Annotated in this window: 16 protein-coding genes and 1 pseudogene; 9 read left to right on the forward strand and 8 right to left on the reverse strand. The window is 54.8% G+C overall.

Annotation, left to right across the window (positions count from 1 at the left end):
- Positions 1–562: 562 nt before the first annotated feature.
- Both SLH47_RS25590 and SLH47_RS25595 read right to left on the reverse strand, forming a co-directional pair.
- Positions 563–943, reverse strand: a pseudogene (locus SLH47_RS25590) (outer membrane protein); the annotation flags it as partial.
- Between the two features lie 16 nt (positions 944–959).
- Complete coding sequence (locus SLH47_RS25595; protein ID WP_320243893.1) at positions 960–1,118, reverse strand: hypothetical protein; 159 nt, start codon at positions 1,116–1,118, stop codon at positions 960–962.
- 1,237 nt (positions 1,119–2,355) lie between these two features.
- On the opposite strand from SLH47_RS25595, the gene SLH47_RS25600 reads away from it, so the two are divergent.
- A complete protein-coding gene (locus SLH47_RS25600; RefSeq protein ID WP_320243895.1) occupies positions 2,356–2,598 on the forward strand; it encodes a hypothetical protein in 243 nt (80 codons plus the stop codon).
- Positions 2,582–2,728: a hypothetical protein gene (locus SLH47_RS25605; protein ID WP_320243897.1), complete on the forward strand. Its 147-nt coding sequence runs from the start codon at positions 2,582–2,584 to the stop codon at positions 2,726–2,728. Before SLH47_RS25600 ends, SLH47_RS25605 begins: the two co-directional genes overlap by 17 nt.
- A gap of 457 nt (positions 2,729–3,185) precedes the next feature.
- On the opposite strand, the gene SLH47_RS25610 is transcribed toward SLH47_RS25605, so the two are convergent.
- Positions 3,186–4,139, reverse strand: a complete 954-nt coding sequence (locus tag SLH47_RS25610) for an EamA family transporter (protein WP_320243899.1) — start codon at positions 4,137–4,139, stop codon at positions 3,186–3,188.
- Between the two features lie 86 nt (positions 4,140–4,225).
- Here SLH47_RS25610 and SLH47_RS25615 point away from each other — a divergent pair, with 86 nt between their 5' ends.
- Positions 4,226–4,690, forward strand: a complete 465-nt coding sequence (locus SLH47_RS25615) for an Lrp/AsnC family transcriptional regulator (protein ID WP_320243902.1) — start codon at positions 4,226–4,228, stop codon at positions 4,688–4,690.
- A 64-nt stretch (positions 4,691–4,754) separates the two neighbouring features.
- Here the strand turns inward: SLH47_RS25615 and SLH47_RS25620 are convergent, their stop codons facing one another.
- The 3 genes from SLH47_RS25620 to SLH47_RS25630 form a co-directional block, all read right to left on the reverse strand.
- Positions 4,755–5,129 (reverse strand): VOC family protein, encoded by a 375-nt coding sequence (locus SLH47_RS25620; RefSeq protein WP_320243903.1) that lies wholly within the window; start codon positions 5,127–5,129, stop codon positions 4,755–4,757.
- A 480-nt stretch (positions 5,130–5,609) separates the two neighbouring features.
- Positions 5,610–6,065, reverse strand: coding sequence for a carboxymuconolactone decarboxylase family protein (locus SLH47_RS25625; protein WP_320243904.1), 456 nt, complete (start codon positions 6,063–6,065; stop codon positions 5,610–5,612).
- 11 nt (positions 6,066–6,076) lie between these two features.
- A complete protein-coding gene (locus SLH47_RS25630) occupies positions 6,077–6,598 on the reverse strand; it encodes an Rrf2 family transcriptional regulator (RefSeq protein WP_320243907.1) in 522 nt (173 codons plus the stop codon).
- A 153-nt stretch (positions 6,599–6,751) separates the two neighbouring features.
- Between SLH47_RS25630 and SLH47_RS26480 the strand changes: the two genes are divergently transcribed.
- Entirely contained in the window at positions 6,752–6,886 is a 135-nt protein-coding gene (locus SLH47_RS26480; protein ID WP_413785682.1) for an alpha/beta fold hydrolase, read from the forward strand.
- A 633-nt stretch (positions 6,887–7,519) separates the two neighbouring features.
- On the opposite strand, the gene SLH47_RS25635 is transcribed toward SLH47_RS26480, so the two are convergent.
- Entirely contained in the window at positions 7,520–8,233 is a 714-nt protein-coding gene (locus SLH47_RS25635) for a FadR/GntR family transcriptional regulator (RefSeq protein WP_320243909.1), read from the reverse strand.
- A gap of 74 nt (positions 8,234–8,307) precedes the next feature.
- Here SLH47_RS25635 and SLH47_RS25640 point away from each other — a divergent pair, with 74 nt between their 5' ends.
- The 5 genes from SLH47_RS25640 (at position 8,308) to SLH47_RS25660 (ending at position 12,046) form a co-directional block, all read left to right on the forward strand.
- On the forward strand, positions 8,308–9,057 hold the full coding sequence (locus SLH47_RS25640; RefSeq protein ID WP_320243910.1) for a sulfite exporter TauE/SafE family protein: 750 nt from the start codon (positions 8,308–8,310) through the stop codon (positions 9,055–9,057).
- Between the two features lie 275 nt (positions 9,058–9,332).
- The gene (locus SLH47_RS25645) at positions 9,333–9,971 is read left to right on the forward strand and encodes an SRPBCC family protein (protein ID WP_320243912.1); all 639 of its coding nucleotides are present in this window, start codon (positions 9,333–9,335) and stop codon (positions 9,969–9,971) included.
- Complete coding sequence (locus tag SLH47_RS25650) at positions 9,968–10,294, forward strand: metalloregulator ArsR/SmtB family transcription factor (RefSeq protein WP_320243914.1); 327 nt, start codon at positions 9,968–9,970, stop codon at positions 10,292–10,294. Before SLH47_RS25645 ends, SLH47_RS25650 begins: the two co-directional genes overlap by 4 nt.
- Before the next feature lie 137 nt (positions 10,295–10,431).
- Positions 10,432–11,493 (forward strand): hypothetical protein, encoded by a 1,062-nt coding sequence (locus SLH47_RS25655; RefSeq protein WP_320243916.1) that lies wholly within the window; start codon positions 10,432–10,434, stop codon positions 11,491–11,493.
- 268 nt (positions 11,494–11,761) lie between these two features.
- Positions 11,762–12,046 carry a type II CAAX prenyl endopeptidase Rce1 family protein gene (locus SLH47_RS25660; protein WP_320243918.1) on the forward strand — a complete coding sequence of 95 codons (285 nt, stop codon included), beginning with the start codon at positions 11,762–11,764 and terminating at the stop codon, positions 12,044–12,046.
- A 156-nt stretch (positions 12,047–12,202) separates the two neighbouring features.
- Here the strand turns inward: SLH47_RS25660 and SLH47_RS25665 are convergent.
- On the reverse strand, positions 12,203–12,938 hold a 736-nt coding region (locus SLH47_RS25665; RefSeq protein ID WP_320243920.1), incomplete at its 5' end, for an autotransporter outer membrane beta-barrel domain-containing protein.

Consider the following 12,938-nt stretch of genomic DNA (forward strand, 5'->3'; position numbering starts at 1 on the left):
CTGATGAGCTGATGAGCTGATGAGCTGATGAGCTGATGAGCTGATGAGCTGATGAGCTGATGATACGGCAGCTTCACCACAAGCGCAAGTAACATATTGAATCTATTGCGGATATTTGCGATTTTTTTATCGAGCATGCGGTGGGCGAACCATTCGTTTCCTGCCCAACATTAGAACCCGCTTACCACATTGGGAAATACTCCAATCCTATATTTGAATAGGCAACAGCTATGGTGAGGCCTGCGCCTATAGACCTTCATTTTGTCAATACTGCACGGCTGTTTGATCCCACAGTTTGAGGGTGTGACCTTTTATGGACGGGAAGACACATCAGGCCCAAACGCCAGTAGTTCAGTCGCAGTTCTCCTCGACATCACAGGGGCAACTCAAATCAGGATCGCGCAGGTGGTCTTCGATTTCCATCAAGCGCAGCACGCCATCATTGGGGCGTGGATCACAGAGGTTTTCGATCAGGGCCCTCCGCGGAAATCAGGCCGCGCCGTCACACACAAAAGCCGTGCCAAGGAGGCACGGCTTGCTTTGTCATACTACCAATTCTTGATCAGAAGCCGAAAGCCGCCCTGACAGCCAGTGTGTCAAGAGTGGCGTCAAAATCACTTTCTTCATCCGTTGCACGTCGTGCGACATACTCCGCCCCGATGGCAATGTAGTTTCCGAGGTCGTAATCAGCGCCAACGCCAATGTTAAACCCGCTTGCCTGGACGCCCGCTGCATAGACGCGCGAGACGCCTGCCACACCATAAAACAAGATGTTGTTGACCGCGTAGCCAGCACGACCTTTCAGATCAATAGCATCAAAGTCAAATGAGAGATCTTCTCCATCAACCTCTAGCTCGACATCAGGGCTTATCAAGAAAGCAAGTTCGCCGCCAAAGACTAAATCGTCATTTTGTACAGTGTAGCCACTGAATATGCCAAGAGCAGCGCTTGGGTCAGCCTCATAAAGTCACGGAACTACCATCATCTTCACCTGACAGCTCATTTGTAACGGTTGAGCCAAGTGAGAAGCCGGCATATGCGCCGTTCCAATCGGCAAGCGCATGCGTTGGCAAGGCGGTTGCAAGGGCCAATAAAACAGTTCTTACATGATAGGTCATTGATCATTCTTCCAAAGCGCGATGTGTTAGGTGATGTTGGGGTATCTTTCTCACGACGTTTGAATTGTCTGCGACTGCGCTACTGAGACATCCAATTCAAACTTGTGAGCGATCGACGTTGATCTCGCGCGCATACTGAACGCGTCAGCGATGGTGGAAACCTGATGCTGTCCTCTAGGCCATCCCTCCACAGTTTTGCTGCTTGAGGTTTGTTGTTTCATTGCCAGCAAATGCGCCCGATCAATTCGTCTGGTATGCAGAATTAGAAGCAGTGCACCATATTGGAAAATACTGAAATTCTATATTTGGATAGACATCAGCTATGCTGAGAGCTACGCCTGTCGGACTGTCATTTTGTCAACACGGCCTGATCAGGTTCTTCACGATGAACCCCTGGTAAAAACGCCCGAAGGAGCATGTTCATCATGCCAAAGGCTATCGGCGCTCGCGCTTCACCCAAGCGGAAGAACTATCTGAGGAAACGCAAACGGGATTGAGAAATACGGGGCACGCTGATCCATACCACATTCTTTGCCCGGCAGCGTGATTGCAAGAAGATCGTGAGATGAGATGGCAAAGGGCAATGGACGTTCGAGTTTCGTTGTTCCCGTCGATGATTGGACGATGCATTTTGCTCAAGACAGGTTGTATGCAACGGCTAAGCAACGACACAATTCAACAATGCTGTATTCACTCGCAGGGCTGTTCGAAACGATCCCGGTTTTGGCTTTGACTGACGACTGCTTGCGCGCCGCGTGGCGGCCATCTTTCACAACCTAACTAGAGTGGTTCCGGGTCTCCTCTCTGATCTCCATGTCTTGACAGTTGTCATGAGCCAGAAACCCGCTGCTGGCAAATCAATCGAAACTAACCCACTGTGCTACTGTCAGGAATGCGCAAATACATCGTATTTTTTGGCGGGCCGCACACCCATCATAACTGATGCCTATCAAAGTATAGTATCTCGGTATTTTCCAATGCAGCAACCAGGTCTTATTACTTTGGAATGTGAGCTGTTGGAAGGATGTATCAGTTAGCCCACCCACCACCACTCACCCCCCCTCGCCTCTCGAGGGGGGAATTGAATAGAGCGACTGAATGCCCGGGACAGGGAAAGAGGGCAATAGCTGGTGTGCTATTGCCCTCAAGCTTCAAAGTAGATCGGTGTTTCCATTTAGGTGTTCGATGCGGAGAGTGTCTGAATGCGTGCAAATTGCTTGAATGAAAGCTATCCGGAATGCGCAGCCAGCAAACTCGAATATCCGCAGCAGACGCTGCTTTCATTCTCGTTGCCCGGACAGTTAACCAATTGATCTTTCTTATTCGTCGCAACACGCTGATGCAGACAACAGCGTCGGTGGCAACCCGTTTCGTTCTGGTGCCGTCTGGAGTTGTCCCCGGCCTGGCGATGGCGCGCCTTTTTCCGTCACGTCCTGCAACAGCAAAACTGGAAACAGACCACGATGATCGGAATCCGTGATTTCACCGCCTTCACTGGCGCTTGTTGCCTTGTCGTAGCCGCGCTTGCCGGATCAATGGCAAATGCGGATATCGAAAAGGGTCTGACGGTCCTGTATACAGGCGATGTTACAACCGCGGCGGAGTTCTAATCCAGTTTTGAGGCAGGTGACGGTGATGGGGCTTTCTACCTGAGCCGTCTGTTTGGGTTTGAACTTGGCACCGATGCTGACCTCGCGCGCGCCGCGAACCTGTATGCGCCAGGAGCTGGGATCGGGTCTGTCCTCGCGATGAACCGCTTGGGATTATTGTATCTGGAAGGCACAACGCTGTTGCGGGACTATCCAGAGGCTGCGGGCCTGTTTGCTACTTTTTTGCCGGTCACTTATCGGCTGACAGCAGTATTTCATGAAGCTCGGCCAAGTGGAATCGGCTCGACCACGTCTGGCACAGTCGCGGCGAAAGCTCACTTTGTCTCACATAGCAGCCAACTTCGTGCAGAGCCCAATGTCTGCATCGGGCTGCAAAGTGCCATCGGGGATCCATCACTGGCCGGCCCTTGGTGCAGCCCACCCCTGCGCATTCGTCAAGGTGCGGCCAAGAACGGCTTCAATCTCCCATGGCTGCCGGAACCGGCATAGGTGCGGGCTTGTGAACGGCCACGCCGATCATGACCAAGACAACACCGAGGATGTCCGCAGCGCTGGGAATCTGGCGCAAGACGATGACACCGATGATCGTGGCCATTGCAGGTAAGAGAGCGAGCAGAAACGCAAAGCTGGCGCGCGGTAGGCGGGCCATCGCGAGTTGATCGCAGACATAGGGAATTACGGAGGAACAGATACCCACGGCAATCCCGGCCAGAACGAGAAGCGGTGCGCCGAAGGCTTGGAGAGCTTGCAGGAAGCCAATGGGCATAACGAAGATGAATGCCGCTGTCATGGCCGCCCCGAGACGCTCCACACCACCAGGCGCGCCATCTTCGGAAATCTTGTGGCCCAGGATGATGTAGAGGACGAACAGAGACCCGTTCAGCACCGCCCAGAACAGACCCAGAAGATCAGATGTGAGGTCGGGGCCATCCGCAGCCATCAGCGATGGCATGTCGATCAGAAGCGCCACGCCGATGATGGCGAAGACGAACGCCAGATAGTTGCGCCACGTGCGGAGACCCCAAAGCGCGATCCCGATGGTGCCGACGAACTCGATGGCCGCAACCAATGAGATCGGCAGCCGGTCGAGGGCCAGATAGAAGGCGCTGTTCATCACGGCGAGACAGCCGCCGAGCGCAAGAAGAAGCAGGCGCTCACGCGGCGACGATTTCTTGAAGGTGCGCCGTGGCTTCGTGAGGGATGCGAAGACCAGAGCGGCCGACGCGATACGGAACCAGGCAACGCCAAGTACACCTACGACTGGAAAAAGTAGAACGGCGAAAGCCGGGCCGAGATAGTGGAAAACGGCGGAGACGCCGAACCATGCGTGAGGGGGAACAGCATCGGACACGCGCGACATGGCACCGGGGGCGTTGGCGACGGCGTGGTTTGCGGGGGCTTGATCTGTCATGCATCTATAATGCAAGGTCAAATTGAACTACGATATGGCGATCAGCTATGTCGAGGAATGCAATAGGCGCAAGAAGGAAGGAAAAAGTGTCAGAAAACCTTCGATCTGAAGAAACGGGTCTCGACAACATAGACGCCGCAATCCTGCGCGAGCTTTGCGCGGATGCCCGTGTTCCCCGGGCCGAGCTATCTCGGCGCGTCGGCCTGTCCGCCCCCAGCGTAGCGGACCGCGTGAGGCGACTTGAAGATGTCGGCATAATCACTGGATATGGCGCTCGCATCGACCCAGCCCGCCTTGGCTACGGTCTGACGATCCTGATCCGCGCGCGCCCGCTGCCGGGCGAAATGAGTAACATGATCACGGCAATCCAAGAGACACCCCAGATCGTCGCTTGTGATCGCGTGTCCGGCGAGGATTGCTTCGTTGCGCGGGCCCACGTCCGCGACGTGGCAGAGATGGAAGCCGTTATCGACCGGATCGTGCCATTCGGTGCGACGAACTCCTCTATCGTTCAGTCGTCACCCGTCGAAGAGCGGTTGGTGGAACTCTGAGACAAGGCGAAAAGCTGACCTTTATCAAATGGTAGATTTGCCTGCAGAGGCGACGTCTCCGAATTCAGGTCTCCGAGGAGACGTGCCCCATGCGCAGGAGGTTGTTGTCTGGATCAACAATCTCCAGTTCGCAGACGCCCCAAGGCTTACCTTCCGCTCTGGTAAAACGGGGGACACCGTGATCAGCTAGGTTCAGCGCTTCAAGCTCAAGCGACAGGGCGTTGGCATTCTCCACACGAACAAAGGCAGCATGATCGGAGTCCTCCGCCGCCTCATGGCCCTGGGTGCTGAAAAAGTGGATCTCCACACCGTCACGGACGAGGATCAAGTAGCCGTTCTCCTCAAATCTGGCGACCTCCGTGAAACCAAGATCGCCGTAGAACGCCGACGTTCTGCCGAAGTCGGCACTCGGAAAAATTGGGCATATACTATTGAGCATTGAGCTTCTCCAGTAGTCGCGTTTGCGTCAACAATGTGCTTCGTGACGCCGATGCCAATAATCAGAGGTCGTGGAAAAAATAGAATTGGTTATCGAACAGATCGCAAACCGTGAACTGACGAAGGCCCCAAGGCTTGTTTTCGGGATCCTCTCGAATATCTGCCCCGCGCCCCGCCAGGTCGGCGTAGGCCTCATCCACATCATCACAAAACACCTAGAACGTGCTTGTCTGGGCCAGACTACATTCACGAAAGAATATAGCGCATTCCCCATGGGAGACCGCGCCGATGCGACCCTTTTTGTTGAACCAGGACAGTTCGAAGGCGAGCTTGTCTCGATAGTACTCTTGTGCCTCTCGGACATTTGGTACTGGCAACTCCGGCATTGGCTGGTCGATCTTCATCCGTCCAAACCCTAAACTATATCGGTGAGAGGATACCTCGCCAAATAGCGAGGTATCCAAGCCTGCGAGACGTTGTTTCAGTTCGTCGGATCAACTTCATGCTGAGATCGAAAACCCACGGCCATCCTGTTCCAGATGTTAATGGTTCCGATAGCTACGGTGAGGTTGGTGATTTCCGCCTCCGTGAAGTACTGTTGCAAGGGTGAGAAGTCATCGTCAGGTGCGCCAGTTTGTGAGACGTTGGTGAGGGATTCCGTCCATGCCAGGACCGCGCGTTCTTTCTCGGAATAGAGAGGTGACTCTTTCCATGCGGCGATGAGCGAGAGCCACTGTTCGCCCATACCATCCCTGCGGGCTTGCTTAACGTGCATGTCGATGCAGAACGCACAGCCGTTGATCTGTGAGGCACGAATTTTGACAAGATGCAGCAGCTGCGGCGCGATCCCCGCCTTCTGGGACACAAATTTCTCAAGCCCCCAGATGGCTTGGAAAGACTCTGGGGAAGCTTTCATATAGTCGATACGTGGTTCCATGCGTGTTTCCTTTAGCCAGGCTCTTGAGAGCGGTTTTGAGGTGTTATCCGCACATTGGCGTCGAGAAAGACGCAGCTTCGCGCAGCCAGAGTGCCGTCATCGTCTCGCTGAACGTCGGCCAGCAGGTGGGAAATTGTCACGGACTTAAGTTCCGCACGATACGAGCGCTCGGCGCGCAGCATCGCAGCACTGATCTGGCAGGGGGCAGTGAAGAAACCGTCTGGCACCGGGTTTGGACCGTTACGACGAATTTCCTTGCAACGGAAAGCTGGTTCCGGCCCCTCGACAGCGAGAACAACATCAAGAAGTGAGATATCGGCAGGGGACTGAGCGAGGTAATACCCGCCTTTGGGGCCAGGAAAAGTGCCCAAAATGCCAGACCGTGACAAAGTCTGGAGGTGTTTCAACAGATAGCTTGGTGAGACCCCGTGGAACTCGGCAAGAGCTGCCGCCGACAGAACCTGATTGTCTTCAAGAGAGGCCAGCATCGCGACCGAATGGATGGCCTGCTCAACCCCGTCACTCAGTTTCATCTCGACCTCCAAACGATTCGTGGATAATTATTATCCATGATTGATTCACTGTCAACGAGGACAAGCGATGCGTTGCGGAACATTGGACAGCAGGTTTCGGATAGTTTGGGGGCATCTGGCCTATAAAGACATGAATGATCATGAGGGCATCCAATCGTCTTTGTTCATGCGATGTCCTTTGATCAGGAAATCTGGAAGGACGTTGTTGCCCAGATGCCGGCCGGATACCGACTGATCAGCCTGGACTTAAGAGGTTGCGGCAAGTCCGACACACCTCCCACGCCGTAAAAATTGAGAGACTACACAACTGACTTGGTCCACTTGATCGAGCATCTTGGAGTAGGAGGCTGTAGCCTTGTTGGGGCCTTCTTTGGTGGAATGGTCGCGCAAATGGTCGCTTCGCTCTGATCACATTAAACGGCTCGTGCTTTCAAACACGGCGACAAAAATCGGAGTTTTTGACGACTGGACGGCATCGGCTGAGGACACAAAACGCCATGGCCTCACACGGGAGATCGCAGTGTCAGGTCTTGAGCGGCTGTTCTATCAACAGTTGCCCGCTTCGTCGTCGCTTGTAGAGTTCGTGACTCAGAGACGGATGAATAGATCAGTGGATGACTACACTGTTGATCGATTCCGACAAGGACACCGTGACCCCGCCGGATGTTGTAGAGAATCTCGCCGCGACAATTCCGAGCAGTTCACTTGGTATGATCTCTGGCGCTGGTCATTTGCACTGCGTTGAGGCGCCCCGCGAATTTGCGCACTCAATGGTCCGTTTCTTGAGAAACAGCTAAACGGACATTCGCAAGAAATGTTGAAACGTTGGATTTGTCCGCCCTTCCGCCATCCAATCACCTTGCAGCTAAGGTCCGGAGCGCGCCCTACTTTGCCTGATACTGCATCCTAGATGACCGACCGCTAAGCTGAAGCTGAGAACTGCGGTGATCCTGGCGCAAGTTGAAGGGCTTCGATTATAACTTCTAGATGGGTGCGCATTTCAGCCTCTGCTGCTTTGGGGTCGTGTCGTTCAATTGCATCAACGATGCGCTGATGTTGGTCACTGTGCGGCCCCTTGAACTCTTTGATGCCAATGTGCCGATATGTGCGATCCCACTGTGACTGCCACGATGACCGACGCCTCGCTTCTGAAAGAAAAGTGAGAATCGAAGACAGGATCGGATTTCTTGCAACCGTCGCAATGGTTTGGTGAAAGATGTCATCCGCTTTCTGACACTCGAACCTGTCTGGTCCGTCACGCCCTACGACGATGCGCTCATTTAACTTGGAAATGTCAAGCGCGGTCGCTCTGCGGGCGGCTTCGGCTGCCACCACTGGCTCGATCAGGTATCGCGCCTGCACCAACTCCTGAACGGATGTAGCCTGAAGCATTAGGCTTTCCTTAAGGGGCGCTGTAGCGGGCCTTGGGCCATAGAATGTCCCCTGACCCACGTGACGCCAAATCTCGTTCTCTTGCTCCAGAACAAGGATTGCACGCCGCAAGGTCTCACGGCTGCATGAAAACTGCTGCGCCAAGACACGTTCGGACGGCAACCTGTCACCGATGGCGAGCGCGCTGGCCCTCAAAAATTCCCTAAGTCGGGCTAACGCGGTAGCTGCTTTTGTATACTGCATGACAAATCCAGACCAATTTTAAGACCAATTTAATAGAAGGATAAAGGCTTTCGAAAGTGGTGGAAGGAACTGATTTGCTCGAGCTGGTTGTCATCGTTTCTGCCGGGGTTCTGTGTGGTGCATTAAACGCCATTGCAGGTGGCGGAACCTTCGTCACTCTGCCGGTTTTGATCTGGATTGGGATACCGCCGGTTGTCGCAAATGCGACGGCAACGACGATGGCTGTGCCAGGCTACATCGCAAGTGTTTGGGCCTATCACCGCGATATCCGCGCCGAAGGCGTTCTGCGCCTCGGAACGATCATTATGATAGCAGCAGTCGGCGGCATATTGGGGGCAGTCCTTCTTATCGTGACATCTCCAAAGGCGTTTCTAACGCTTGTTCCATGGCTGTTGCTAACGGCGACACTCTTGTTTGCATTCGCCCCACGGCTTCAGAAGCTATCTGAGGGAGGCACCATCGGCACGCGCTCGACAGCTATGTCCGTCGCCGTGCTTGTGTCGGCCACGACATACGGGGGCTATTTCAACGGCGGGTTGGGCATCATCATGCTCGCCGCACTTGCGCTACAGGGCTACCGCAACATTCATGGCATGAATGGGTTAAAGAACCTGCTCGCGTCCATTCTATCCACACTATCCGTTGCCACATTCATGACCGCCGACCTCATTGCATGGGAGGCAGCCATTCCCATGGCCACTGCCAATGTATGCGGGGCATACGCCACATCACTTTTTGTGCGCAGCATGACGCGGACAGACATTCTGCGCGGTGTCATCATTGGCATAGGAGCTGTGATGACAGTTGTATTTTTCATCGCGTAATCCGCAGCACGAAAAGCTTGAAAACATCGAAAGCGGCCTTTGGCGTTAACCGTCCGAAGACAGCTTTGTCCACCTCTCACCAGTTCATGCGACGCAAAGCGAAAGTCGGTCCATCACTGACCGGCCCTTGGTGCAGATCGCGGCGAAGGTACCATGAGCGCCCGCTTCTGCATTGCTCCGCGCCGCAGCGAATGTCCATTCTAGGGAACAGCTTGATATTAGCAAGAATTCATATTAGTGCTATCTAATATACATCAAACCAGAGAGATCAAAAGATGGACTTCAACGAAGCTCTCGGGGCATCCTTTCGGGAGGTCGGTCGCGGTGAACGTGATGGACGTCCGACGCAAATCGTGCGCGCAAGTCGCAGTTACCCAACAACTCCAGTCGACTTGTGGCGTGCTTTGACAGACAAGGAGCGTGTGCAGCGCTGGTTCGCGAACGTCACTGGCGATTTCGAACAAGGTGGACGTTTCTCTATCGCGGGAAATGCAGACGGTGATATCTTGACCTGCGCACCGCCCAGACTGTTGGCTCTCACTTGGGAGTTTGGCGGTAACACCAGTTGGGTCAATGTCACAATCGAAGAGTCTGAAGAAGGCGCACTTTTAACCCTCGAACATGAGCACCCGACCGATCCGGAAAGCCAAGCGCATTGGGATCGGTATGGGCCCGGTGCGACCGGCGTGGGTTGGGAGTTGGCTATGATGGGCTTGGATATGCATGTTTCTGGCGACGGTTCGTCGACCATTGAGGCCGGGGAAGCTTGGGCCGAAAGCGCGATAGGCAAGGCCACGTTGCGTGAATGGGCCGAAGCATGGGGCAAGGCTCATGTTGAAACCGGAACAGCCGCGCAAATCGCTATGGAAAGCGCAGAACGCACCGCTGCATTCTACACTGGTGAGGGAAAATGAACGCCTTTGATGTGCTATCCGACCCCGTGCGCCGACGCACTCTGGAGCTGATTTCACAAAAGGAACATGCGTCAGGTGAAATCGTCAAAGTCGTTGAAGCCGAGTTTGGCATCTCTCAGTCCGCCGTCTCCCAACATCTTCGCATCTTGCGCGACACCGGCTTTGCAAATGTGCGGAAGGATGGGGCGAAGCGCTGCTACGAGATCAATCCCGCAGGATTTGCCGATGTGGACGCGTGGTTAGAACAGCTTCGACATTTCTGGACTTCCAAGATGGACGCTCTCGCAAAAGAAGTCGAACGCGGCAAACGATCCGACAAATGAACCAAGCGGACGTCATCATGACTGAGGGAGAGGCTGCTTCTTCCCGTAATCCCTCGTTCGGCGGCAGCTGAGACGGCTTGTCTTCGTTTTGCCCTTACGTCATCAAGCAAAAAACTTTGCTTTGATGAGGCCAATTCATGCAGATGCGCAGCGGCGTTCTGGCGATTGTGGCGGTCGGTGTTCTGTACACGCCAACTCCTTTGATTGGTCAGAGTTGGGATAACCCGGCAAACAGGTATCTGACTGCTCATGAAGCCTATGACGACGCGACCTGTCCGATCGGTGCCGATAGTATTCAACACTTCGTGTATTTCGCGCGGGACCGCCGTGCGATACGTCGTCACGCTCTGCTGGAGTCCGATAGGTTCGTAGGTGCCCAGATCATGTACGCCTGGGCAGATTTGGAGCCACACAGAGGCATCTATGATTTCAGCGATATCCAAGAGGATCTCGCTTACCTCAGGCGGCATGGCAAGACGCTCTTTATCCAACTTCAAGACGCGAGTTTCTGGCATCGCAATGTCCCTGTTCCAGGATACCTCAGATCGGACGAGTTCGACGGCGGAGCGACTGAGCAATTCTATGAGAACGGGCAACCGGAAGGTTGGGTTGCCAAGCGGTGGTCACCAAGAGTTCAGGAGCGGTTTAGTGCGCTTCTGCAGGCCCTTGGAGAAGAGTTTGACGGAGAAGTTGCTGGAATAAACCTTCAGGAAACCGCGATCGGAGTGTCCGCTGAAACAGACCCCAGCTTTTCTCCAGAACTCTACTTTGAAGGCATCAAAACAAACATGCAGGCTCTGGCAACTGCATTTCCTAATACTGACAAACTCCAATACGCAAACTTCATGCCTGGAGAGTGGTTGCCTTGGGAGGATGAAGGATACCTGTCAGGCGTCTATCAGCACGGTGAGGCGATTGGTGTCGGACTTGGCACTCCGGACCTGTTAATGCAGCGCAAGGGTCAGCTGAACCATCCCTTGGCAATGATGCACGAAGGTACTTTTTCTGTTCCGCTTGGGATCGCCATTCAGGATGGCAACTATGTTGGGCAAACGAACTCAAATGAGGTCCAGAGTGAGCGCACAAGTCTTGTGCCGAAGCTTCGCGCATTTGCCCACGACTTTTTGCAAGTGGACTACATGTTCTGGGTGAACCAGGAGCCATACTTTGAAGAAGATGTTCGGCCTTGCTTTGAGTAGGCACCGCAAAAGACACGCGCACAGATGAGCGAGCACCACTCATTCGCTTGTGACCTTTGGATGACTGCTACGTCCCACTAAACGTTGGCGAGATGCAAGTTCAGACTAGCTCATCAAATTGAAACTGTTCCGAACCTCCCGCGGGCGCTGAGCTCGGAAATCCCAACCCTATCGAAGCAGCCCCTCGGAGAAGTCGTCTGGGGCCAGCTTCCAGTATCGGTTCGCGCCGCAGGATGATCGCTGGGCGGGCCATAGGGATCGGCTATGCATGCCAACCCTGCTGTATGTGGTGCTACGACAGACATCACCGCAGCTACCCAACCGGGCACTGTTTTCTGCTATCCTGATTGCACCCATGGTCCATGCGTTGGCACATCTTCCATCCGCGACGATTTTTAACCCCGCTGCCCTACAGATGGGAGTAGCCGCACTTCTCTTCGGTGTGCCAATGGGATTGATCTACGTCAAGCTCGGTTTCGAAGCAGCGGTCGGTTACCATTTCTTTGTCGACTTTGTTCGCTTTGGCGTCGCCTTGTCAGCTCAATTGCTGTAGAGTTATTGCCTAAAACAGCTGTTCATTCGACCACGGTGAAGTCCCGCTTGGTACGCTGGTCGTTCGATTAGGTCGCTTCAGGCTGCAACCTGCCGAACGCGACTGTAGCGCCCAATTGGAGCGGCAATGACCAGTCAGGGTTCGTCGCCGTCTTTCCTAGAACACCACTTTCAGCCCTGCGTTTGCACTGAGGGCGCTGGTATCGCCCGCATTGCTGAGCCCGGTGGCATAGGCAACGTCGCCAAACAGATCCACACGCTCGGTCATGGCATAGCTACCGCCAAGACCAGCCCCAAGCGTCCAGGGCTCACGCTCCGTCGTCAGCGACGTCCCCGCCACCTCAACCTCACTGCCCGCACCAAACTCATGGTACAGGTTCACAATGCCATAAAGGCCACTCTCCCCACGCTCCTGCGCCGCGACCTCAAGCCCAAGCCGCAGCTGCTGGCTGGTCGCATCGCTCAGCGCCACCGCCTCCCGGTGCACCTCACTCGTGAAGTCACTGAACGTCACCGACGACAGGCTCAGCTGGGATTGCGGGGTCACCGTCAGCCGCGTGCCCAGATCAAGCTGCTGTCCCGCCTCCAGCGACAGCGCATAGCCCGTCCCGCTGTTGCCCTCCGTCAGGGTCCCGAGCCTGTCCGCGGTCAGGTCGCTGGTGTAGGAGCTCAGCGTCACCTGCCCGTCAACATAGAACCGGCGCGCATCATACCATGTGGCGGCCAGCCCAAGACCCAGGCCACTGGTCTCGATCGACCCGTCCCCCAGGTCAGAGCTGACATCCGTATTGCCCGTCCCGTAGGAGAACATCAGCCCGCCCACAAGCAGGCCCGCATCACTGCTGTTCAGGGTCAGATCCGCCCCGATCTCCATCTCCCACAGACTGCTCTCA

Origin of the sequence: Cognatiyoonia sp. IB215182 (assembly GCF_033963905.1) — a bacterium.
Taxonomy (GTDB): Bacteria; Pseudomonadota; Alphaproteobacteria; order Rhodobacterales; family Rhodobacteraceae; genus Yoonia.